The sequence below is a fragment of the Leptospira bandrabouensis genome (assembly GCF_004770905.1).
In the GTDB taxonomy this organism is placed as follows: domain Bacteria; phylum Spirochaetota; class Leptospiria; order Leptospirales; family Leptospiraceae; genus Leptospira_A; species Leptospira_A bandrabouensis.
The window spans coordinates 1,997,971-2,021,442 of the sequence record NZ_RQHT01000014.1; the positions used below are offsets into that span (position 1 = coordinate 1,997,971).

19 protein-coding genes are annotated in these 23,472 nt (G+C 37.0%); 10 read left to right on the forward strand and 9 right to left on the reverse strand.

Annotated elements, in window-relative coordinates:
* Nucleotides 1–3 precede the first annotated feature (3 nt).
* The 5 genes from EHR07_RS16495 to EHR07_RS16515 are packed head-to-tail and all read left to right on the forward strand — an operon-like array spanning nucleotide 4 to nucleotide 5,297.
* On the forward strand, nucleotides 4–615 hold the full coding sequence (locus EHR07_RS16495) for a formate hydrogenase (RefSeq protein ID WP_135746063.1): 612 nt from the start codon (nucleotides 4–6) through the stop codon (nucleotides 613–615).
* Complete coding sequence (locus tag EHR07_RS16500; protein WP_135746064.1) at nucleotides 612–1,829, forward strand: proton-conducting transporter transmembrane domain-containing protein; 1,218 nt, start codon at nucleotides 612–614, stop codon at nucleotides 1,827–1,829. The genes EHR07_RS16495 and EHR07_RS16500 overlap by 4 nt, the downstream gene beginning before the upstream one ends.
* A complete protein-coding gene (locus EHR07_RS16505; RefSeq protein WP_135746065.1) occupies nucleotides 1,817–3,247 on the forward strand; it encodes a hydrogenase large subunit in 1,431 nt (476 codons plus the stop codon). The genes EHR07_RS16500 and EHR07_RS16505 overlap by 13 nt, the downstream gene beginning before the upstream one ends.
* Nucleotides 3,244–4,059, forward strand: coding sequence for an NADH-quinone oxidoreductase subunit B family protein (locus EHR07_RS16510; protein ID WP_135746066.1), 816 nt, complete (start codon nucleotides 3,244–3,246; stop codon nucleotides 4,057–4,059). The genes EHR07_RS16505 and EHR07_RS16510 overlap by 4 nt, the downstream gene beginning before the upstream one ends.
* Nucleotides 4,060–4,064: 5 nt before the next feature.
* Complete coding sequence (locus tag EHR07_RS16515; RefSeq protein WP_135746067.1) at nucleotides 4,065–5,297, forward strand: adenylate/guanylate cyclase domain-containing protein; 1,233 nt, start codon at nucleotides 4,065–4,067, stop codon at nucleotides 5,295–5,297.
* A gap of 31 nt (nucleotides 5,298–5,328) precedes the next feature.
* Here the strand turns inward: EHR07_RS16515 and EHR07_RS16520 are convergent, their stop codons facing one another.
* The 3 genes from EHR07_RS16520 to EHR07_RS16530 all read right to left on the reverse strand — a co-directional run bounded on the left by EHR07_RS16520 (nucleotide 5,329) and on the right by EHR07_RS16530 (nucleotide 8,730).
* Nucleotides 5,329–6,171: an HDOD domain-containing protein gene (locus EHR07_RS16520; protein WP_135746068.1), complete on the reverse strand. Its 843-nt coding sequence runs from the start codon at nucleotides 6,169–6,171 to the stop codon at nucleotides 5,329–5,331.
* Nucleotides 6,172–6,233: 62 nt separating this feature from the next.
* Nucleotides 6,234–7,361 carry a SpoIID/LytB domain-containing protein gene (locus EHR07_RS16525; protein WP_135746069.1) on the reverse strand — a complete coding sequence of 376 codons (1,128 nt, stop codon included), beginning with the start codon at nucleotides 7,359–7,361 and terminating at the stop codon, nucleotides 6,234–6,236.
* 49 nt (nucleotides 7,362–7,410) lie between these two features.
* Nucleotides 7,411–8,730: a class I SAM-dependent RNA methyltransferase gene (locus EHR07_RS16530; protein WP_135746070.1), complete on the reverse strand. Its 1,320-nt coding sequence runs from the start codon at nucleotides 8,728–8,730 to the stop codon at nucleotides 7,411–7,413.
* 46 nt (nucleotides 8,731–8,776) lie between these two features.
* Here EHR07_RS16530 and EHR07_RS16535 point away from each other — a divergent pair, with 46 nt between their 5' ends.
* The gene (locus EHR07_RS16535) at nucleotides 8,777–10,837 is read left to right on the forward strand and encodes an adenylate/guanylate cyclase domain-containing protein (RefSeq protein ID WP_135746071.1); all 2,061 of its coding nucleotides are present in this window, start codon (nucleotides 8,777–8,779) and stop codon (nucleotides 10,835–10,837) included.
* On the opposite strand, the gene EHR07_RS16540 is transcribed toward EHR07_RS16535, so the two are convergent.
* From EHR07_RS16540 to EHR07_RS16550, 3 genes are read right to left on the reverse strand one after another with little or no spacing between them, the layout of a single operon-like run.
* Nucleotides 10,834–11,559: a DNA alkylation repair protein gene (locus EHR07_RS16540; RefSeq protein ID WP_135746072.1), complete on the reverse strand. Its 726-nt coding sequence runs from the start codon at nucleotides 11,557–11,559 to the stop codon at nucleotides 10,834–10,836. The genes EHR07_RS16535 and EHR07_RS16540 overlap by 4 nt on opposite strands.
* Nucleotides 11,556–11,840, reverse strand: coding sequence for an ATP-dependent Clp protease adaptor ClpS (locus EHR07_RS19290; protein WP_135746073.1), 285 nt, complete (start codon nucleotides 11,838–11,840; stop codon nucleotides 11,556–11,558). Before EHR07_RS19290 ends, EHR07_RS16540 begins: the two co-directional genes overlap by 4 nt.
* Nucleotides 11,837–13,255, reverse strand: a complete 1,419-nt coding sequence (locus EHR07_RS16550; protein ID WP_135746337.1) for a deoxyribodipyrimidine photolyase — start codon at nucleotides 13,253–13,255, stop codon at nucleotides 11,837–11,839. The genes EHR07_RS19290 and EHR07_RS16550 overlap by 4 nt, the downstream gene beginning before the upstream one ends.
* A gap of 365 nt (nucleotides 13,256–13,620) precedes the next feature.
* Between EHR07_RS16550 and EHR07_RS16555 the strand changes: the two genes are divergently transcribed.
* Nucleotides 13,621–15,009, forward strand: coding sequence for an ammonium transporter (locus EHR07_RS16555; RefSeq protein ID WP_135746074.1), 1,389 nt, complete (start codon nucleotides 13,621–13,623; stop codon nucleotides 15,007–15,009).
* A 20-nt stretch (nucleotides 15,010–15,029) separates the two neighbouring features.
* On the forward strand, nucleotides 15,030–15,374 hold the full coding sequence (locus EHR07_RS16560) for a P-II family nitrogen regulator (RefSeq protein ID WP_004786287.1): 345 nt from the start codon (nucleotides 15,030–15,032) through the stop codon (nucleotides 15,372–15,374).
* Between the two features lie 67 nt (nucleotides 15,375–15,441).
* On the opposite strand, the gene EHR07_RS16565 is transcribed toward EHR07_RS16560, so the two are convergent.
* The 3 genes from EHR07_RS16565 to EHR07_RS16575 all read right to left on the reverse strand — a co-directional run bounded on the left by EHR07_RS16565 (nucleotide 15,442) and on the right by EHR07_RS16575 (nucleotide 21,843).
* Nucleotides 15,442–18,780 carry a GH36-type glycosyl hydrolase domain-containing protein gene (locus EHR07_RS16565; RefSeq protein ID WP_244288968.1) on the reverse strand — a complete coding sequence of 1,113 codons (3,339 nt, stop codon included), beginning with the start codon at nucleotides 18,778–18,780 and terminating at the stop codon, nucleotides 15,442–15,444.
* Nucleotides 18,738–20,405: an ABC transporter ATP-binding protein/permease gene (locus tag EHR07_RS16570; protein ID WP_135746075.1), complete on the reverse strand. Its 1,668-nt coding sequence runs from the start codon at nucleotides 20,403–20,405 to the stop codon at nucleotides 18,738–18,740. The genes EHR07_RS16565 and EHR07_RS16570 overlap by 43 nt, the downstream gene beginning before the upstream one ends.
* Nucleotides 20,406–20,493: 88 nt before the next feature.
* Complete coding sequence (locus tag EHR07_RS16575; protein WP_135746076.1) at nucleotides 20,494–21,843, reverse strand: adenylate/guanylate cyclase domain-containing protein; 1,350 nt, start codon at nucleotides 21,841–21,843, stop codon at nucleotides 20,494–20,496.
* Nucleotides 21,844–21,993: 150 nt separating this feature from the next.
* Between EHR07_RS16575 and EHR07_RS16580 the strand changes: the two genes are divergently transcribed.
* Together EHR07_RS16580 and EHR07_RS16585 are read left to right on the forward strand one after the other, a co-directional pair.
* Complete coding sequence (locus tag EHR07_RS16580) at nucleotides 21,994–22,884, forward strand: alpha/beta fold hydrolase (protein WP_135746077.1); 891 nt, start codon at nucleotides 21,994–21,996, stop codon at nucleotides 22,882–22,884.
* The gene (locus EHR07_RS16585; RefSeq protein WP_135746078.1) at nucleotides 22,869–23,462 is read left to right on the forward strand and encodes a TetR/AcrR family transcriptional regulator; all 594 of its coding nucleotides are present in this window, start codon (nucleotides 22,869–22,871) and stop codon (nucleotides 23,460–23,462) included. Before EHR07_RS16580 ends, EHR07_RS16585 begins: the two co-directional genes overlap by 16 nt.
* The last annotated feature ends 10 nt before the right edge of the window (nucleotides 23,463–23,472 follow it).

Sequence of the window (23,472 nt, forward strand, 5' to 3'; positions counted from 1 at the left end):
GTTATGATTTACGATTTTATTTATCTATTACTGCTACTTACCGGAATTGTTGTTTTGGTAGAAAACCGGTTGAGTCGAATTATCTTTTTTTTAAGTGTGCAGGGGTTCCTGTTGGTTTTCCCTGTTTTACAAACACATGAGGGCGACTTAAAACATGCCATTTCACTGATTGTTATGGTAGTGCTGTTTAAGGGAATTCTCACTCCTTGGGTATTGAATTGGACTGCTAATAAATCAAAAATGAATGAAAGTACAACACCTCGTTTTGGCTACTTAGCCACTTTATTGTTTATGGTACTTGGTTTGGTTTTGGCAGTTAAGATTACAGAAGGTGTTTCTGTTCTTTCGATTCCAGTACATAAAATTGGGTTGATTTACGTCATCTTACTTGTGTATGTGGGGATTCTTTGTTTTGTTGTTAGGCGAAACTGGCTTGCGCTCATTGCAGGATTTTGTGTTTTTGAAAATGGAATTTTTGTTTTAACTTTGGTTTTAGACAAAGGTCTTCCTTTTGGACTTGAATTTGGATCTTTTTTGGATGCCATACTCGTCATTGTCTCTGGTGGTATATTGCAACTTTCTCCCCATATGCATACTAAGGAGAGAAAACTATGATGACAGAACTATTTTATTTTTCAGGAGTTCTTGCTTTTGTTGTTATATTTTTAGTTTCTGTTTTGGCACCTACTAAGGGACAAACAAGGATTTGGTTATGGAGTATTTTGAAGATCTGTTTTTTCGGATCTTTGTTTTACTCTTGGTTTACCGATAACATAGTTCTTAAATGGATTTTAATTGAAGCATCAACTTTATTTGGAGCCTTACTAATTTCGTCCAGTGGAACGGAGCGCTCCTTTCATGTAGGTTGGAAGTTTTTATTGATCAATTCCTACGCTCTTGGTCTTGCTTTTTTAGGAATTGTCATTCTTTTGTTTGTTTCTACTCCATTGGATAACTTAGACTTTAATTCGTTAAAACAGGGGTTAGTTGGTCAGAGCGGGCTATTGATTGAGACCGGAATTTTATTAACGGTTTATGGTTATAGTGGAAAGTTGGGGCTTGTTCCGAATCATTTTTGGGTAGGGGATACTTACGCTGAGAGCCCAAGCCAAATCTCTTCTTTGATTGCTTCCTTTGTGCCAGTCAGCGTGGTTTTAGCCATCCGTCCACTCATACAGTTGGAACGTGAAATTAATCCCCATATAATTAATGCAGCAAATGGAATTTTGTTTATAGGTGTTCTAACCATACTTTATTCTACTTTGATTCTTTTTTCAAAAGAAGACATTCGAAGGATTTCTGCTAAGGTCGCTCTTTTCCATTCGGGTATGTTGACTTTGTTTTTATGGTTAGATGTATCTGATGATATATTTTACTTTTTGTTAACAACAACTGTCCTTGTGAAACTTTTAGTATTTCTTTCCATGGGGATATTACGGATGGATGCAGGGAAAAGAAATATTTCGCAAATTTTAGAAAACTCTTCGCTGAGTCATAAAGCCTTGTATATGTATCTCCTGGCATTACTTGTGGCATTTGTTTTTCCTTTGTCGCCAGTCTTTGTTTTGGATTTAAAGGTAATTGAAATTGCAATCAAACAAAAGTTGTTTTTATTGTTTTTGTTTCCTATTATCGGCGCTATATTTTTCTTTATTTCGCTTAACAAAGTTTTACCATTAGTCCGATTGCCAAATCGAAATTTTGATTCCGGTGTATATAGAATATTACAAACGAGAATGGTATTCTTTTGGTTTAGTTTTTTATTCACCGTATTCGTAGGAACATACGGTTTAACCTATTTATTGGCAGATTATATATGGAAAAGATAACAGGCGTTACTAATTTTGATGGTGTTTATCACCATTATGTGTTTCGTGATCAAAAAATAGTTAGGGAAGAAGTAATATCTAAAAAAAGTAATATTGATTTTCTTTTAGATACTAAGTATCCAGTTTGGCTTGTCCGTCATGCCTTTGGTCAAGACATGGGTGAGGAAGATTATTCCGAATTAAAGGAAGAAGATTATTTATCAGACAATCGTGGTAAAAACCTTTCCTTACATCAAAAAACGGGTATTGTTAGAGATTTGGTTTACCATGGATTACAAGTCCCTTTTCAAGCAGGTACTTATTCTCATGCGGTTGGTCCCATTCATGCAGGAATCATCGAACCGGGGCATTTTCGTTTTATTGTAGAGGGGGAAGATATTCGCCACTTAACGATACGTTTGGGTTTTCAATACAGAGGGATTCGTGAAAAAATAAAGGGAAAACCTATGTCTGCGGTTATGCCCTTTTCGGAAACCATATCAGGGGATACTAGCGTTGGTTATGCGATTGCATTTAGTAAAATCTACGAAGAAATGTATGGAATTGAGGTTCCTAAAAATGTTGCTCTGTTTCGATCCTTCTTAATCGAATTGGAACGAATTGCTGTACATATTGGGGATCTCGGTGGAATTTCCGAAGATATTGGATATTACCCTCTCTACGGAGTTTGTGTGACGGATCGGGGAGCAGCCCTCGGGTTAATGGAAATATGGACTGGGAATCGTTTTGGAAAAGCCGCTGTTCGACCTGGGCGTGTTCGAGTGAACAAACGTATCTCCGCAAAACAAGCGAAAGATGCTTTTTTCAATTTAAAAAAAGTTTACTTTAAGAGAGTTCGTCCGCAGATTTTAAGAGCACTTTCTGTTTCAACTTTAAAGGAAAGGATGCAAGGTTGTGGTTTCATTTCAGAGTTGGACGTCCAAAAAAATGGATTTTTAGGGATGGTGGCGCGTATGGCTGGAGTAAGTGATGATTTGAGAATTAACCATCCAGATTATCCTGGTTGGATTCCTTTACCAATTCAGGAGGAACACCATCATTATAATGGGGATGTTTGGGCTCGTATGTACATTCGTTATGCAGAGATTGAACAGTCATTAAACTGGATGGAATCTCATTTGGAAGAAATCAATTGGGAGTCCTTATGGTCGGATACAGATAATCACTTTGGGAATCAAATTGAAAAAAATGGAAAACCAAAACCTGGAATTTATACAGCTTCGGTAGAAGCATGGAGGGGCCCACTTTTAGTATCATTAGATTTTGATAATGAAGGTTTTGTCAAAAATTCTTATATTCGTGATCCTTCTGTTTTGAATTGGCATGCTTTGGAGTTAGCAGTTCGCGGCGAACAAGTTGGAGATTTTCCATTGAACAATAAATCGTTTAATCTTAGTTATGTTGGTTTTGATTTATGAATTTTTTGTATGAATTAAAAAGTTTTTTATTTCCTAAAAATGTTTTGGATTTTGATAAGGCTTCACCTGTAAATCCCAATAGCCGTGGTATCCCTGTGCCTACTGCCAAGATGTTAGAAGGGCCTCATACTTTAAAATTAGCTGCCGAAGTTTGTCCTACGGGTGCCATTCAAATCATTTCCGATTCTGAAGTCCAATTTGATTATGGAAAATGTTTACAATGTGGACTTTGTACTGAATGTTCGGCTGGAAAACTTCGTGATTCTGGTTTTATTTATACCTTCGCTTTGCATCGTGAAGAATTAAAAGTTTCTTATGTAAATGGAAGAATGCTAAAAATAAAGGACCCTCACCCACTAGCACCAAACCAAAATTTATTTCGATCCTTAACTAAAAAACGTGGTTTTCTTTATCGAGAGGTTGCGGCATCTGGGAACAATACTGTGGAATCGGAACTGAATGCCTCTTTTAATTCTGTCTTTGATTCGGAAAGAGAAGGGGTTCGTTGTGTAGCCAGTCCCAAACATGCGGATGCCATTGTCTTTTCTGGACCTGTTGGTATCAATATGTCGGCTCCATTACAGACAGCTTGGGATGTAATGGCTGAACCCAAAGCCTTGATTGCTTGCGGGACTGAAGCAGTGAGCGGTGGACTCTATCCTATGGGTCCACTGCCAAAAGAACCAGACCTCTATATTTCAGGAGATCCCCCAAGACCGGATGTCATTCTACAAGGTTTTCGTCTTTTAATGGGAAGATTTTCTTTCCGATTTCAAGAGGCGCTTCACAAAATTTTGGAGAATGAAAAATAAGGTGTGTGGATTTAGAAAAAGAAGAAATCGTTCGTGTACTGGTCTTAGAACCACAAAAAAAATCGTATGATACCATCTCCCAACTACTCGCCGAGTGGTTTGGAGATTACATCGAACTTACTTGGCGCTCTGTTTTCGAAAATGGAGCCGAAGAAATTAAAAAAGCTCAATACGATCTTTTAATCACAGAAATCCAATTCCCCGAATTAGAAGATTCTCCTGAATCCGTTTTAGAAATGATTATGGATTTAGCTGGTCCATCCGAACTTCCTGTGGTTGTATTCACAAAAGCGGAAGGAAAACAATTACCAATCCATGCTTTCCAACTAGGTATTAATGAATACTTCGGCAAACGAAGGTTAAAGAAAAATGTATTGGAACATCGATTCAGAAATTTGTTTCGAGAAGTTTATCGTAAAAAAGTAGTCTCCATTCAAATGGACGATAGCCTAAAACGATTCCAAGATCTTTATGGTATGAACCAATCTGAAATTCAGGATTTGAATTCGATGGTGAAAAAATTCAAAAAAGAATTAGAAAAAGAATACGAAGAAAAATTAAATTTAGAAACCGAAAAAAAGAAAATGCAAAATGTTTTCGGGATGTATGTTGATCCTATCATTGTTGAAAGTTTGATGAATAACACACTCTCCCTTGACCAAAAAGGAAAAGAACAAGAAGTTTCTGTGTTGTTTTCGGATATTCGCGGTTATACGACACTTTCTGAAAAAATGAAACCAGAGCAAGTCATCTCATTTTTGAATGAATACTTCACGGCAATGACAGAAGTGATTTTAGGTTATGGTGGGATGATCGATAAATATATTGGTGATTCCATTATGTGTTTGTTTGGTGCTCCTGTTTTTCAGGAAGATCATAGGCAGAATGCTCTAGATTGTGCTGTAGAAATGGTCCAAGTGTTTGAACTTTGGCAGCCGAAGTGGGAACAAATATATGGATTTGTGCCACAGATTGGAATTGGCCTCGCATCAGGAAAGGCAATTGTTGGGAACGTAGGATCGTTTCAAAAACTTTCTTATACGGCCGTTGGTGATACAGTTAATATGGCAAGTCGACTAGAATCCATTGCAAAACCAATGGAAGTTTATGTATCAGAAGGACTTTATAATTTCCTTCCAGAGGAATATGCTAACAAATACAAATATGAGGAATTAGAACCCGTTAAAATCAAAGGAAAAGAAGGTTTACACCGAATTCTCAGTGTAAAGCCTATCTAACGATTGTTACTTTTTTGATGGTTTTTTCTTTTTAAAGAGTACTACAGAACTGATACAATTCGTTTGTTTTCAGTTTTTCTTCTTTTGTATCTACAAATGTTTTTTGGTCTTCTATCGTAAGACCTAATACCGTTTTGTATTCTTCAAATTTTTCCAAAGTATCAGGTTCTTGTTTTCCGTGACCAGTAAACTTGGCAATCAGTCCAGCAAATCCAATGATTTGTCCTAGAGGAGATTGTTCTGCCACAGGTTTCGAAAGATCTTCAATAGAGGAAATGATAATGTTTGGCATTTTCCAAAGTTTAGCGGCAGCACTTCCCATTTCATAAGAATCCACACCGAAGGATTTTTTTTCGAGGGAAATCAAACTAGAGTCTGAGGTTTGAAATTCAGTAAGGACTTCCACATATTTTTTTCTATCAATGGTATTGAGTACAATTCGTCCGAGGTCTTGCATGAGCCCACAAGTGATGGCAAGTTCTGCTTCTTTTTTGAATTTCTTTTCTTCACAAAGAATTTGTGCAAAAATTCCTTTTGCCACCGAATGGTCCCATACTTCATCCCGGAATTTTTTATAATTCCCTTGGCTAAAAAGGGAGTCTGTCATCGACATGGCCACCATACTTCGGACAGTTTTAAATCCCAAACGAGTGATGACTTGTTTCATATTGGCCACAGGATTTCCCCGGGAAAAAAATGGGGAGTTGGCCAGTTTGAGAAGCCTTGCCACAAGCACTTGGTCTGATTGGACTTTTTTTTCTAATTCTCCAAAAGAGAGTTCATTGTCATCATCTAGGGATAGTACGGAGAGTAAGACTGGCGGTACAATCGTCAGGTCTTTGATTTGGGAAAGGTATTCTTCTACTGTTGCCATTCGGATAGGGACCTAAAGTCAGAATCTAAAACGATGAGACTAAGGAAACTAAAAACTCCCAACTATCTGGCTACGATTCTTGCGAATTCAATTCCTTTAAAATAATGTTGTAAGATTTCCCTATGGTTGAACTGACTTTTTGCCATTGCAAAACTTCCCCATTGAGACATTCCCACACCGTGTCCAGATCCAAGTCCCTTTACAAAATAATCTCCTGAATCTTCTTTGCGAATTCCAAATCTTGTGGATTTTAGTTTGGTCGCTCCTAGTTTTTTTCGAAACTCTGTGGCCTTGATTTTTTTGGAACCAGATGTTCCAATGATTTCCATTTCATTCACCCTTGAGGATGGAAATCTACTGGATACTATTATATCCTGGATCTCTCCCACACCTAAGTATTGTAAGTTTGTATTTACGAAATCAGGTTTCCATTTTTCTTCCCAAGAATACTGTTCCCCATCTTTGTCATATTCGGAAGGAACCGGTTTTAAATATTCTACGGGGCTTCCCCAAACATTTGTGGGATCTTCGGTATATCCACCAGCATTAGAATGGAAAAAACTTTGGATCGGTTGGCCTTTGTGAATGAGGATAAGACCTTCTGTTTCGAAAACTGCTTCTGTAGTATTTCGATGTTCTTTGTTTTTACCTTTATAAACTTGTGTATTGGTTGATGTATCCACATCAAACTCTTGTTTTTTGCGGTTTAACATTTCTCGCACCACATAAGTCCTTGCACAAATGGCTTGTGCTTTTAAAGCTTCTTTGGGCCAAGAGGCACTTACTTCTGAAGGAACGACTGATAAAAGATATTCTTCAATCGGTACTAAATTGATGATATAAACTTTTCCTTCGATGGGTTTGAGAAGAACCGATCCTCTGTAACTGACTCCCTTATATTCTAAAAACTGTGAATTGCTGTGAATGGAGATAGGTGCCTTGAGTACAGTAGGATTTAAAGATAGGAAGTCATAAGCCTTTTTGATGGTGAGGTCATTGGCATCTCGAACGATGATTTCACCCGAAGACTTAAATGTTTCTTCTTCAGTGGCATATCCAAGAAACACGCGAACTGGTTTGGATTTGAAATTGGATTCTTCTGGAGCCCAGTTGGTCACCATCACACTCGCACAACCGATTTGTCCTAAAATAACAAGACTGATGAATAAAATCGATTTTTGAATCTTCATAGTACCCTCCCTTCAATTTTCGGAAAAAATCCGAAATTGGTGAAGGGATTTATACTGACTTTCTTCGGAAGAAAAGCACTGATTCTGTGTGAGGTGTGTGCGGGTAAGGATCGATCAGAATCCCGTCTACAAAATCATACTTAGAAATAAAAACAGAAACATCCTCTTTTTGCGAGTAGGGATTACAAGAGACATAGAATATATACTCAGGTCCAAAGTCCCGAATCCATTGGTTTACTAATTTGCCCGCTCCTGCTCTAGGTGGATCTAAAATTAGGGTAGTGTTTTCCTTTGTTTTCAGTAGTTCTGTAGTCATAAACAAATTGGTGATTTGAAAGGAAAAAGATTTGTTTGGATGATTTTCTTGGAAAGTTTTCGAAGCTATCTCAATAGATGATTCTGTAAGTTCGTACCCATCTACATTTGTGAATGAATCACCATATAACAAAGAGAAGAAGCCATTCCCACAAAACAAATCGATTAGATTTTCGCTCGTTTTGGGTAACCTTTCTTTGATAAAGGAAAGGATCGGTAAAAATCCATTGGGATTGGGTTGGAAAAAAGAATCAAAAGGTATATGGAAAGTTTTTCCAAGAACCACTTCTTCAAATGTGGATTTCCCTCTTAAAATTTCGGGTCTTCCGAAAGCAGAGACTTCTGATTTTGGTCTGTTATAACAAAAGAGTAATGAGTCTTGAGTTAAAGATTCCAAACATTGGTTTCGAAATTGATCCATCAAAGTATGTGATTCATATCCATCAGTAAATGTAAAAATTAAAATTCCATCACCAGTATTCTGCGCTTTACGGATGGTGAGGTATTTCAGTCCACCTTCTTCTGATCTTCTGTCCCATATAACCTCTGGCATTTGGTTTAGTACATTTTGTACATCTTTTAGAGCTTGGTTTGCCCATGTCGATTGGATAGAACAATTGGAAATGGGTACTACTTTTCTAAAATTTCCGCGTTGTCTCTGTCCAATGGTGGGACCAGGAAATACAGAAAAATCCATACGAGATCTGTATTCATAAATTTTTTCTGATGGAAGTGGTCGTATAATGATTCCTAGGTCTTTATGAAAAGAGTTGATTATCGGTGTAAATTTTAGGTTTAATTGTTCTTCGTAGTTTATGTGTTGGCCTGTACATCCACCACATTCACCAAATACTTTACATTTTACAAGTTTCCAGTCGTGATTGCGAATGGTTTCCTGTATGCGTAATGACCTTTGTCTTGGTCTACGTTTTACATATTCCACATGTAATTCATCACCAGGATAAACAAAGAAAACATTCACCTTTTTTCCGTTAGGTGTGGTGACGATTCCAGAAAAGTCGGAATCTAAACTCTCTACAATGACTTTGTCCAATGTTTTCTACTTGCCAGTTCCTTTTGATTTTTATAGGATTTCCGACATGGTTTTTTCGAAAAGACTCTTTTCTTCCTGGATTTGTTTCCTATTTTTTACGGGATTTCTCTCAAACCTTTCTGCTCAAGTCCTCCTCACCAACCAAATTTTGGATTTGAGATCAGAAACCTCTTTTGGGCAATCGATCCATAAATGGAGTTTTAAACCGGGAGATTCTCCATTGGTTACAGAAGAGAAGGAAGATGATCTCTATTTAGATGAAGAATCTGGACAGACCAAGGCTTTACGTTTTCTCCATGCCCAACCAATTCTGGAAGAATCAGTTAGAAATGGTTGGATTTCCGGATTCCAAATCCAAACCGCTTGGGACAAGGTGAGGGACGGGGATGGAGAATTTTATTTCCCAGACTTCCATAAATATAGAGAAACCTATAAGGGTTATGGATGGTATAGAACAGAAATTCTGATTACAGAAGAGGACATACGTTCTAAATTCAAATCAAGAAACTTAACCCTTCGATTAGGACAAATTAGTCAAGCGGATGCAGTCTACTGGAATGGCAAATTCATTGGAGGAACAGGTCTTTTATTCGATACAGAAGAAGGATCTGAGTTAGAAGATAAATCTCTTTATAGTGATAAAATTAGGTTTTACCAAATACCCACAGACCAACTTAAAACTGATGAACCCAATGTTCTTGCCGTTCGTGTGTATGCTAAGTATCCATTGAGTCCGGGACTTTCTCATGATAAATTTTATATCTCTTCTGTAAAATATTCCGAACGTGCAGAGTATTGGAACGACTTTAAGAAAATTTTTGTAATTGTACTTACTTTGTTACTAGGAAGTTTTTATTTATACTGGCAATTTTTGTTTAGAAGTGAAGATGACGCTACCATTTACTTTGCGTTAGGTTCTATTTTTATGGCTTTGAATACTTTGTTTCAAAGCCAGATTATTTACTCTGTAATTGCCGATGGATTTTGGATCAAAAAAATAGAATATTTTGCTTGGATTGGACTCGTACACTTACTGTTTAACTTTATCGTTCGATTTGCTCACGTTCTGCAAGGTTGGATAAAAATTACCAACCGTTATATTGACGGTGCTGGTGTATTGTCAATGTTTGTGGTTCTTTTTTCTCCAAACCTATTGTTTCTTTCTAAATTTTTCTTTTATTGGAGTTTTGTCACCATCCTACTTGGTGGGGCATTATTCTATATCATTTTTCTCGGAAGGAAAGTTCCTTCGATAGGTACGGTGTCCCTCGGTTTTTGTGTTTTTGTTTTATTGATAATGAATGATGTGTTTGTGGAAATGCAATGGGAATGGTATCCAAGTCATACATTCCTAAAAGATTATGCTTTTGCAGCTTTTTCCATTTCGGTGGCATTATCCATTGTCAAGAATATGATTGATTCAAGAAGGCTTGTGGAAAAACAAAGAGAAGAAAAGGATCGTCTTTCTCGTTATTTTTCTCCTGCGGTCATGGAAACCATTGTTGCAGATAATATCAAGTTAGGTGGCGAAGAAAAACACATTGCTACTTTGTTTTCCGATATTGTAGGGTTTACAACATTTGCTGAAAAAAATCCACCAGGTGTTGTTTTACAAAATTTAAATACAATTTTTGAGTCCTTATCAGACTTAATTTTCCATTATTCTGCCACCCTAGATAAGTTTATTGGTGATGCCATTATGGCTTTTTGGGGAGCTCCGAAACAAACAGAACTTGATGCCTATCATGCCATTGCTTGTGCTGTGGATATGCAGAAAAAAATGGAGGAAATCAATCGTGAATTAGGTGTTCCACCTGGCACTTTCCGTTTGCGAATTGGTGTTAATTTTGGTGAGGCCATTGTCGGGAACATTGGTTCTGTCAAACGTATGGATTATACTGTGATTGGTGATGCAGTGAACACTGCTGCCAGATTAGAAAGCCATGGAATCCCAGGAAAAGTTGCTGTTTCGGAAGCGGCCTTTCTTGCAGCTGGGGGAGCGGAATACATTGAATTTGAAGACACCAAAGAGCTCACACTCAAAGGAAAAGTAGAACCTGTAAAAGTTTATTTTGTCACGAAGGTAAAACCAAGACCTGTTGTTTAAAGTTTGGGTTTTTGTGATAACCAAAACTTCCTTTCTTTTTCGGGTAGTTTTTCGATTGAATAACGAAGCATCGTTCGTGGCATTTTAGAAACATGAGACTTTAAGAAGTTTTTTAACACATTAGGGTCTCTGTTTCCAATTTCGCGTAACATCCATCCTGTGGCTTTGTGAATTAAATCATGTTTGTGAGATAAATAAGATTCACAATAACGTAAAGTATCTTCAAAGTCATCTTTCCTAATGAAATAAAATGTACTAAGAATCGCAATTCGGTTCTTCCATAGATTTTTTGATTTTTGTAATTGATCTAAGATCTTCCTACTACGTCTGAAAAAATACTCACCTAATATTTTATCAGCACTAGAATCTACTAAGTCCCAATTGTTGATGTATTTTGTATGGCGAAGATAAAAGTCTACGATTTCCTTTTTTTCTAATTCGTTACAAGTTTTGGATGTGAATTTCAAAACTAAAATCAAAAGGGTTGTGAGACGTACTTCATGAAAAGGTGAGGTGATAAGTGATTCTAAAGAGTTAAGATCGATATTTTTATAATATTTTTTTGCAATTTGTCTTTGGATAGGGACTGTAACTCCGAAGAACTTGTCTCCTTCACCATACTCTCCGGGTCCAACTTTAAAAAATTTGGGGAAAAATTCCGCCTTCTCTTTGTTACTTTCTCTTTTTAAATCAGAAATGATATTTTGTGAGATTTGTTTCATACGCCTAAAATTACAGTTAAGTTGGCATTAGTCATATTCTCTGCAACGGTCTCACATTCTTCCATACTTCCTTGAAAACAAACTGCTTTCCCATTTGTATGAGCCTCGATCGCAATTTTTTTAGCTTCTTTTTTCGTTTTGAAACAAATTTTCATGAGACAATCTTCTACATAAGAAAACTCATGAATCGAATCATTGAACAGAATGACGAAGTAGAAATAAATTGAATCAAAACTGGTTTTTGTTTCTTCTATTAATGATGGTTGGTTCTCTTCTGTCATGGAAAAAGTAAGTCAGAGTTTCCGCTCAGTTCATCAATATACTCCAAATAGGTATTCATTTTAAACTTCTTTTTTGTGGAATCTGAAGACATGAACCTTACGTTTCCGAATACATTTCGTTCGGGAAACCAAGGTCTATCAAAAAGTCCAAAACACCATAAAATTCCTGTATAAGAATTAGGATTTCTGCCATCATAAGCATATTTGTTATTTAGGTGTTCTAAAATTTGAAAGGCTTCTTCGTAAGTTTTTGTCCATTCAATTACTTTTTTCCCCCATAACATTCGCATATAATTATGCATCCTGCCTGTTTTTACGAGTTCTATCTGCGCTGCATTCCAAAGTTCATCGTGAGTTTTTGCAGATTCAAACTGCTCTAAAGTATAAAGATATTCCCTGGTATCAGATTTATGTTTTTTGAAATTAGATTTAACCCAATCTGGAAGATTTTCTAAATGGATACGACTTGGTTTGTTTTTCCAAAAGAAAAGATAACCAATATCTCTCCAAGTGATAAGTTCGTCCAAGAAGTGATTGGCGGAAGTTGAATCCGAGTAAAAATGTTCCCGGTCCCCTGGTTTTTGGTGGCTTAACCTTTCCGGATTCCATTTCCCTTTTGATGATATTTCCAAAACAGCATTGAAAATTTCTTCGATTCCTATATGCCCAAAATGAAGATAAGGGGAAAGTCCACTAGTGGCTGTTAGATTCGGAGGATTGGGATTGGACCTGCCAATTTCATAATCTTTTAATTTTTTTGATACAAAAGATTTCAGAATCTTAAGTGCTTCATTACGACCACCTTTTATCCCTGTGGCAGGAGAAACATTTTCTTTAAAATCAATGGTATTTAAAAAAGAATCTAAATCTTTTGGTAATCCAAATCCTTTAGGTGGTTTTGAGTTTTGGTGGAGTCCTTGTAAATCTTCCTTTTCCCATTTTTGTTTGGTGAATTTAGGCATTCCTTTTAGAAATTCTTTATGAATCCAAATCCTTAAAATCCTTGCGGCACTGGCTTCTTTTTCAAAACGAGAGAGTGGAAGTAGGGAATTGCTATCCACTGCATATACCGGGCAATTGACCTTACCTGCCAGTTTTGTGATTTGTTCGGGAATGATAAAACAAGGAAAGTCATCTGTGACAATGGCTGCCGCATCTTTGGATATTTCTTTTAAAATACCACGGGCGGGATTAAATTTGGATTCAACAAAGGGCCAGTAATTGATTCCTAGTTCGTCTGCTCTTGTTTGGTTGTCATACATTCCTTCCAAAATAAATTTATGGATTCGTTCTGAATTCCAAGGATAGTCGGAACGTAAACCTTCATACACAATCAGTTCTTTCTTATGTTTTTTCGCTAGAGAGTATGCATAAAAAAAGGCATGGTTTGAATCAAATCGCCGGTAGGCCTGCATCCAATACAAGATGTACTTTCCGTTGTTTGCAAAAGGATTTTGGTTACAATTTCTGATTCGTTCTTCGGTCACGTTTATTAGAGTATTTTTGGATCTTGAATGCTTTGTTTTTTAACAAGCCGACCCTAGTTTAGGTTTTCGATGTGCTTATAATTTATGCTTTGTGACCTTATATCCAGCAAATTGATTTAATATCACCAGTTCTTTTTATCGATTACCCTGCCCATTGATTCAGAAATTTACACAAAATGGAGGGTTTTTAAGCATTAATCCATTTTTTTTTCCTTCAAATCCGATCTGGCATAAAACGGGTACCAATCTTGCACTGTAAGTAAGCAAATAACATGGAAAGGAAACATGGTAATATGAAACAGTATTTCAAATCAATCGCCTTCCTGCTCCTGGTTGTTCCGATGTTCCTTTTTGCAGATGAAGCTGCAACCGTCGCGAACCCGGCGCAAGAAACCGCAAACGCAATTCAAACTTTGACAGTCGGCTTAGACACTTTATGGGTGTTAGTTGCTGGTATGTTGGTATTCTTTATGAATGCCGGTTTTGCTCTCGTTGAATCGGGTTTTGCTCAATCGAAGAACACCGTGAACATCCTCGCAAAAAACTTTATCGTTTTTGCTGCAGCCACTTTCTCCTATTGGGCAATCGGTTGGGGTTTGATGTTTGGGGACGGATCTCCCTATATGGCAACAGAAGGACTTTTTTTCTTAGGCGGAGCTGATAACTCGCCGGCTATCGGTGATGCATACCAAGGTGTGTATTCCTCCATGAATTGGACAGGGGTTCCTCTTCTTGCAAAGTTTTTCTTTCAATTGGTTTTTGCAGCAACAGCAGCAACGATTGTTTCTGGAGCTGTGGCAGAACGAATTAAATTTCATTCCTTCCTTATCTTCTCCTTTATCCTTGTTGCCGTTATGTATCCATTCACAGGTCATTGGGTTTGGGGCGGTGGATGGATTTCCGCACTTGGTTTCCATGACTTTGCTGGATCTACCGTAGTACACTCGGTAGGCGGATGGGCTGCTCTTGCTGGTGCCATCGTTCTTGGTGCAAGGAAAGGAAAATTTTTACCAGATGGTCGAATCAAACCAATCCTTGGTCACAACATGACTTCAGCGGCACTGGGAACACTCATTCTTTGGCTCGGTTGGTTTGGGTTTAACCCAGGTTCTACTATGGGTGTAGGCGACGGAAGTGTAATGGCACATGTGATTGTGACTACAAACATTTCAGCAGCTCTTGGTGCACTTGCGTCCACAGTGACTGCTTGGATCATTTTGAAAAAACCTGATCTTGGTATGATTCTGAACGGGACACTTGCAGGTCTTGTTGGTATCACTGCTCCTTGCGCAATTGTTAGTCCAACATCTGCGGCCATCATCGGCGCTGTATCTGGAATCTTAGTAGTATTGTCTGTTCTTTTCTTTGACAAAATTAAAATTGATGACCCGGTAGGAGCAACTTCTGTTCACTTAGTCTGTGGTATTTGGGGAACACTAGCAGTGGCAATCTTCGGTTATGAAGGTGCACCAGCTGGAGTAGAGGTTCCTTCTATCTTAACACAACTTTACGGAATCTTAGCAATCGGTGGATTCACATTTGTTGTTTCTTTCGTGTTGTGGTATGTGTTGAAACTTGCTGGCGGAATCCGAGTGAGTGAAGAAGAAGAACTCAGTGGTTTGGATCTTGGGGAACACGGAGCAGAAGCTTACCCTGATTTCAATATCCGAGCTCGTGGTTAAGGGAATAGGAGTATAACATTATGAAAATGATCATTGCAATCATCCAACCACATAAGTTGGAAGAAGTTAAAGCAGAATTAACTAAAAACGAAATTTACCGTCTAACAGTATCGGACGTTCAAGGTTACGGACAACAAAAAGGGAAAACAGAAGTTTTTCGTGGTCACGAATATACTGTGAACTTACTTAGAAAAGTTCGATTGGAAATTGCCGTTAACGATGAATTCGTAAAACCTACTGTTGATGCAATTCTTAAGGCAGCAAAAAGTGGTGACGGAAAAATCGGAGATGGTAAGATCTTTATCTCACCTCTCGAAGAAGTCATTCGAATCAGAACTGGCGAAAAAGGAAAAAGCGCCATTTAAAACTTCCTTTTTGCAAAGGAAAAATCGGAAAACGTGTGGGGAATTTTCCCTACACGTTTTTTACGTTTTATCTTGATATAACAGTGACTAAATTCTCTGTTTCTTTCAAGTAAGGTAATATATCGGAAAAATTAAACCTGAGACCAGCTTTACGGTAACGGTTTATCAACCGAACAAATGGAATCGATTGTTCGTTGAACTCTACAGAGTCGATGATTGCATTTTCAGATTCAACTATGTAGGTAATACAGATATTTTTACCCATCAAGGTAAGATTCCATGTTAATCCACTTAAATCTTTAGGAAGAACTGGATCCAACTCGATTGCATTTGAAAAAACTTTAATCCCAAGCAAACACTCGTAAACTAATTTGATATAAATTCCGGGACCGCTGGAATAAACTCGCCATCCTCCTTCCAAAGGAATTTTTCCAGATATTAGTTTTTTGTAATCTTTGCCTGCTTCATAACGATCCAAGAATAAACCATCAGAACTCGAATAATAACAGTTAGATTGTCTTCTGTTTGCGGACGGAATTTTATTTTTGATTCCAATCGGATTTACTAAATTCAAATAATATAAAAGTTCTTCCGATTTACCTAGATGTGCCAATGCTTCACAATAACGTAGATGGGCATGGGTATACATGAGTCCGATTTCGCGACCAAAGTAACTGGCAGTTTCGGCACGTTTGAACTCTTTAGTTTCTCCATCTGAGTAAGAGATTGGAACATCAAAAAGCCGGACACCATCTGGGCCCATAAGCCATTCTTTGATAAGAGATAGGTGGGTTTCCACTTCCTTGTTATCTAAAATTTCAGACAAAATTCCATAAATCATAGGAAGGACACTATAACGAACTCCCGTTTTGTTGTCTTTCGGATGTAAGTAAAATTCTCTGGAATTTCCCTCACCAAAATATCTTAAACCGGAGAGGACAGAATCATCCATACAATGTTCTTTGATATTTTGATTTATAGTTTCTAATTCGGCTTGGTAGAGTTCTATATTTTTTCTATCGCCTGTTAGCTGATAGATTTTAATAAGTGCTTGGTAGGTGAGAGATTGTAATTCAGCTGTCCATGTGCTAACAACCTTTGTCCGAAATTCCTCGCTTACGGGTTGTAAGGAATCATTCCAATCGCCATTACCGTATATAGGAAGTTTTGTTCCCAAAACCAAGCGACTGTTAATTAAAGTTACTGCCTGATTGACTGCAGCAAGTATCGTTATAGGTTTTTGCCTTTGGGGTCCGCTTGTAGTTTCTTTCAAAAAATTTATATCTTGGGTTCGTTCTAAGTAAGAAGTTAGACTTAGTATAGGCCAATATACAATGTCTCCGTGAGAGTCAGCGGCTCTTATCGCTTTATCCCGAGGATAAAGCATAAACCACTGGGGCCAATCTCCATCTTCATTCTGTTCTTGGAATATATTTAAAAGTATGTTGCGGCAAGAATCAAAGTCACCAGTTGCAAGTAAAAATTCAAAAGCACCTTGGCATACATCTCTTGTGCCCCAACCCCCTCCCGAATATTGTTCCAGACCTCTTGGATTCAAATAATGGATGAGAGCATTTTGTTCAAACCAAGGAAGGATTTCTTGAATTTGTTTGATCGATTGCATTGACTTGTTATCCAATTTTTCCTCTTTGAAAGATGGAAAAAAAGTCAGTTTTTGGTTTTTTATCGCTAAACTTTCTTGTTGAGATTCATTTAAGTTTCCTTGGATTGTAAATTGGAAACTATCATTTATGGATACTTTGGCGGTAAGATATGACTGGCCTTTCGATTTACCGTCCAGGTATAAAAAACGATCATCAGCGATTTCCCAAGTATTGAGTTCTTCAGAGATAATTTTAAAACCTTTTCCATCTAATCTCTGATAAAGATTGGATTTTGGGTTTGGTTCTATTCGAAGTTCATTTTTGTTTTGAATTACCTTTGGTGGTAATTCTAAGGCACCGTTATCTCCATCGAGTGCGATATGAAAGGAAAATAAAAATTTTTTGGATGTTTTAGTATTAGTTTTTAATTTAAATTTTATTTTATGGTCGAAAGTTGTTTCCACTTGCACCCTAATTTCTTCAGCATTCCATTTGTAAATCCATTCCAAGTGATTTGGTTTCATTGCAAAAACAGAAGGTGAGTCTAAGAGAAAAAAATCTGAATGATCTTCCAAAAAAATCCGAAATCCATAAGACTGAAATAACCCAAGATAGCTGTGGTTACGCGATATGTATTGGTTAATACTTGAATGACCTTCGGTAAGTTGGGATAAAAATATGCCTTTCATATAACAAGTAACAGTAAGGGAAGATTCGTCTGGAACCATCGGTAGGCCGGTTCTTAGAATTTGTCCGTGAGGGCGTAAACAAAGAGATTCCTTCTCTTTTAATACAACGTGCGTTGATTCATCGGTAAAAAAAGATAAAATGGAGCTTGATTCCCTTTTTTCAACCTCTCGCCAAGGATCAGGAAAAAATGATTTTAGTTCCATTTCGTTTAAACTATCACCTTGTATTTGTTTGGCGTTAGTGAAAAGGCTAGGGATTGGTTTTTGAAACGAGGAAACTGTCTTAAGGTTATCGTTCCATCCCGTTATCATTTTTTTTATGAATATCTCTTTATTTTGAAATGAGGAAATGGTTTCTAAATGGGAGAATAAAGATCCATAAAAACAAGTGTTTTGTTGTTCATCGGGTTCTAAGGTAAAAGGTTCTCTTTCTAATCCAATGATGGAATGCTCACCTTGTCTACGTTTGTTTGTTAGTTGGTTTAAAATGCCATTGGGATACAAGTCAAGACCATCTGTGGCAAAATTTCGAATCGGTTCCGAACTAAATAAAAAACAAGCAGGGTTTTTCCCTGACATTAATTCGTTTTGTCTCGAAAGGACTCCATAACCGTAATCATTAGATAAAATTGGTTCATGGTGGATGTAATGGCAAACAAAGTATTCATTCAATCGGGAAGCAGCATAATCACAAATACCTATATCTTGTACATAAACCAAATCGCAACTGACAGGGTGATTGTTTTTGTTTGTGAGATCTACTTTGTATCGCCAAGTAGGTTGGTTCGGATGAAGTTCCAAATGTACCTGATAGTCAATTTTCTGGAAATTTCCTTGGGCAATAAAAATAAACTCCGAAATTTGGAATTCTGAATTTGATTTTGGTCCAAGTAAGGGGAAAACGATGAGGCTATTTTCTGAATGAATTCTCAAATAAAGGTTACTGACTGCTTGTTCCATTTCGTTCCCAAGATATAGATTAACCAGCAACTCGTTGAAACGAATGGAATGTACATTCCCATTATATAAAAATTTAAATTTTAGGCCTGAACTATTTTGAATGTTTTGCATCATGTGTGTGAGTTTGTTAAGTTTAGAGAAGAAAGAGTCCATTCTCCAAAATGAGAAATATTTAAATGGTAATCATATTCTAAAACTGTTTCTTCATCTTTGGCGATGACAACAGTGGTAACTCCCAATCTGTGAAATAATTTTAAAAGTTTTGAAATTTCATATTTCCCTAAAATGGAACCTGGTCGGTCAAGAATGAGAAACTTAGGTTTAACAAAGAGGATACGAATCAATGCAATTTTATATTTTTCAGCTAACGAGAGTTCTTCGTCCCATTCTTTTAAAGACCGAATTCCTCCAAACCTACGCACTAAAGATTCGAGACCCATATTCTTAAGTTCCTTTAGGATTTCTGAATCTGATACTTCTAAGTTTAGGTAAGCAGGCACAATTACATTCCTGAGTCTCCCAGGAGGAAGATAAGGTTTTTCTGGCAAAAATAGAATCTCATCCCAGCTAGGCTTTTTAATATTACCTTCGGAATGGTTACTAATACCTGCAATGGATCGAAATAAACTGAGTTTTACCGCATCATCACTAGAAGTGATAAGCCAACGTTCCTTTCTATGAATGGTTAATTGTAGATTATCCACAAGAAGTTTTGATCTGTCATTCGAATACAACGTAAAGTTTTCAAAACAAATTTCATTGGGACTAAAATTGGATTCTCGTTTTTGTTTAGCTTCTGTCCCGGATAGAGTCATGGCTGATTCTAAAGAATGTAATCGTTTGACTACTGCAGAAAATGCGGAGATGGATTGGAACTGAGTCACAATCAATGAAAAAGCATTGAGTAAAGTCGTAAAAGCAAGGGCAGCTTGTGTGATCACTCCAAATTCAATTTCTCCTCTCATATAGCTCGGCGCAATGATTAGCATAGGAATGATCTGAATAAAGTAGTTATAGTTATTTGTAAAAAAACTTAGACGTAAGTTAACAGAAATGAGTTTACGAAAATTATTCACTAACTTTCTAAGTCTTGATTTTAATCGGACAGACATCCTTGCTTCTCTGTGAGTCACTGCAATAGATTCCGCATGTTGGCGAATATGCAAAAGATCTGCCCTGTAACTTGCTTCCATATCTAATTGGTCATAATTAAGCCGAATGAGTGATTTACCAAGAAAAATGGTCGATACTGTTCCCCAAAGTGCATAGGCGACTGCCACCAAAAACAAAATTGGGTTAATACTCCAAAGAACCCCGGAAAAGGAAATTGCGGAAAATATTCCACCTATAAAAAGTAAGGTGAATGAAATGGTAGTTGTGGTAAATGCTTTCACATCATCAGTGATTCTTTGGTCAGGGTTTTCAATGCCTGGACTTCCAATGATTTGTTGGAATGTTCTTTCGGTTAAATAATTTTCAGTAAATTTCCAAGTGAGTTGTTCGCGCCATAAAATCCCCAATCGTTCTTCTGTATATCGATTTAACGAGCCTATGGCTGAAGAGATTACAAAGACGACAGAGTATAAAATGGCATTTGTATAAAATGCGTTTGTGTTTTTTTGTTCGATCGAAGATATAAAATCGCGGCCTACATAACTATTGATAACATTAAATACATTAAATAAAATCACAAGGGTTACCAAGGTAATCCCGTAACGAATGGCAGTTGGTCCTTGTTTGGATTGGATAAGTTGTCGTATTGTGTTTGTTAAACGCATCCAGTTTTGGGATGTTTTTCTACTTTTTTCTAATGGCATTGCTTAATGATTAGAAAAACAGAGTTTTTTACTAAATGCAAGGAGGATTTTACACTTCTATTGTTTCTATAGTAAGATCCGTGATTACTTGGTTCCATATTGACTCTAGGGTTACATTCCATTCAGAAGGTAGATTTTCTCTCATAGTGGAAATGAGAATTGGCACAAGTTTAGGTAATTCTTTTTTTGTAATGCCAAAAGATTCATAAATTGATTTTAGTTTTATAATTTCTTTTTTTAAGGATTCTGGATTTCCTAACTTTTCAATGATGGATTCAATTAAGGCAGAAAATTCATTTGGATTTAGTAATTCTTCTGTTTCTATCATATTTTTGTTTAGATTCTCTTTTACAAAACTACTAAGTTTGTCTAAGTAACATTGTATCCAATTGGGATTGTTTTCTAAAACATGATCAAGTGATTTCTGTATCATTAGTATGGAATCTAAATCTTTGAAACCAAGAACAGAGTAAGCAGTCATTTTTTCTGACTTACCACGAAGTTTGGTGATTACTTTTTTATTCACAGACAAAGAAGGTCCAATTAAGTTATAAATTTCATCGGAAACCAAAAAATTGGTATTTGTTTTTTTATTCAATGCTTCCAGGCGACTGGCCACATTCACTGTATCTCCGAGTACTGTTTGGCTTTTGTATTCAGAATGCCCAATGTCTCCGTAAATTACATTTCCTGCATGGAGTCCGATGCGAATGTCAAAGGTAAAATTAAATCTATCTTTCATCTCCAAGTTGAATTTCTTCAATTGATCAAACATACGAAGACAAGCGCGGATAGCTGAACGAATGGTTTCCTGTTTTGCTTTTTTTAAATTCTCTTCGTTCTTTATGGCTTCTTTTTTGTTTCCCATTTGGAAAAAAGCTAAGATTCCGTCTCCAATGAATTTATCAATTCCACCTCCATTATTTAGGATGGGTTCACTCATTTCTTGAAAAAAACGATTTAAAACAAATACAACGTCATAGGGCAAACTTCCTTCGGTAAAAGCTGTAAATCCTTTGATATCTAAAAAAAGAATCACAGAATAACATTCTTCTCCCGTTTTTGAGGATTTGGATTCACTAGTGACTGTTCTTAAATCTTTATTATCTTTAATAATTCTTCGTAAGGAAACATTTCCAAAAACTTCTGTTTGGCAGGCGAGCCGAATCTCCGAAGGCCAACCTTTCCTATCGGCCAATGTCTGTTCTCTTTCATTACGTGAGCTGAGTTTGTCTAGTCCCTCAGTGATAAAAACGCGGCAAGTGGTACATTTTGCATTCCCTCCGCAAAGATGGTAGAGCGGGTATTCGTGTTTTAGTGCCGTTTCAAGGATTGTGGCTCCTAGTTTTTCCGTTTTTAGAGGAGAGTTTTCTTTATCTTCAAAGGTAACAGTATACATGAATCACCGTATTTTATCCATTTTAGATTTGGATTTCTTTTGGGTAAGGGCAAGCCAGAAAAATATCGAGTTTTAGGAAATTTTCCCAAATTTGTTAAAATTTGTAAAAAACTAATTGCATTAGTTAAATAAACTAATATCATTAGTTTTATGAAAAATACCTACCACAAACTAACTCTATTTTTTCCATTGATCTTTCCTTATCTGTTTTTGATGGATGGCCAATTATTCGGATCAACGACTGTTACTTCTTTCTTTCAGAGAGACGAAGGTAAAATTGCTTATTCCAAAATAGGAAATGGTAAAAGAAATTTAATTTTACTGCCAGGACTTGGTGACAGAAAGGAAAGTTATTTTGAACTAAGCCAAATTCTGGCAAAAGAAAATTCTGTTTATAGTTTTGATTTACGGGGGATGGGAGAATCCGATGTCAGTTTTTCCTCTTATGGACCCAAAGAAACGGCAGAAGACATTTTGGCATTTATCAAAGAGAAAGATTTAAAAAATGTATATATCATCGCTAATTCGATGACAGCTGCCTCGGCTGTTTACATTCGTTCGAAAGAAAAAAATCGAGTTCATGGACTCCTTCTTTCTGGTCCTTTCGTTCGCGATAAAGAGCCATTGTCTTTGGGAATGAAGGCCCTCATCCATCTTGCTTTTCGTGGACCTTGGGGACCTAGTGCCTGGGCATCATTCTATGAGTCTTTATTTCCAGTAAATCCACCTAAAGATTTAAAAGATAGATCGGAAGAATTAAAAATGAATTTAAAGGAAGAAGGGCGTATGGCAGCTGTTAGATCTATGATGTTTGCTTCCAAAAACGAATGCGAATTAGCTTTGCCACTTGCTTTTGGAAATGTCATAGTGGTCATGGGTTCTAAAGATCCTGATTTTGATTCACCCAAAGAAGAAGCTGAATGGATAGCAAATACTCTCATGGGCTCTGTAAAAATATATGAAGATGCGGGCCACTATCCTTTTGTGGAAGATCCCTCTCGGTTTTCTTCCGACGTACAATTGTTATGGCAAAAAAAATAAAACACAAACCGGGCCGTCCGAAAAAAGGCCAAAACCAAATCACAAGAGAATCTGTTTTGGATTTGGCTTGGGATTTAATTATGGAACAGGGTTTTGCCGAATTTCGTTTGGCGGGCCTTGCCGAAAATTTAGGAATTCGTACACCTTCGCTCTATAACCATATCCGTGACCTAGAGGATGTGCGTAGGGAAATGAAAAGAAGGTCTTTGCAGATATTAGGTGACAGGCTTTCTTTGGAGAACCTAAATCCAAATCAGGGCCGAAAACGGATTCCTGAATTTTTGAATCTATATCGAAGTTTTGCAAAGTCGCACCCTAATATGTATCCTTTGACCATTGAATCCACAGAATCCGATTTAGAATTAAAACCTCTGGGGGATCGGATTTTGTTTCTTTGTATGGAGGTCTTTGGATTTCAAAGTTTGGATGAAACGGCAGTCCATAGGATTCGGATTTTACGTTCCCTATTGCACGGGTTTATCGTTTTAGAAGAGGCGGGAGGTTTTGGCCGGACAGAATCCATTGAAGATAGTTTTCAGAAAATAACAGAATCATTGGAATCTGGTAGACTCTGGTAAAACTTTACTT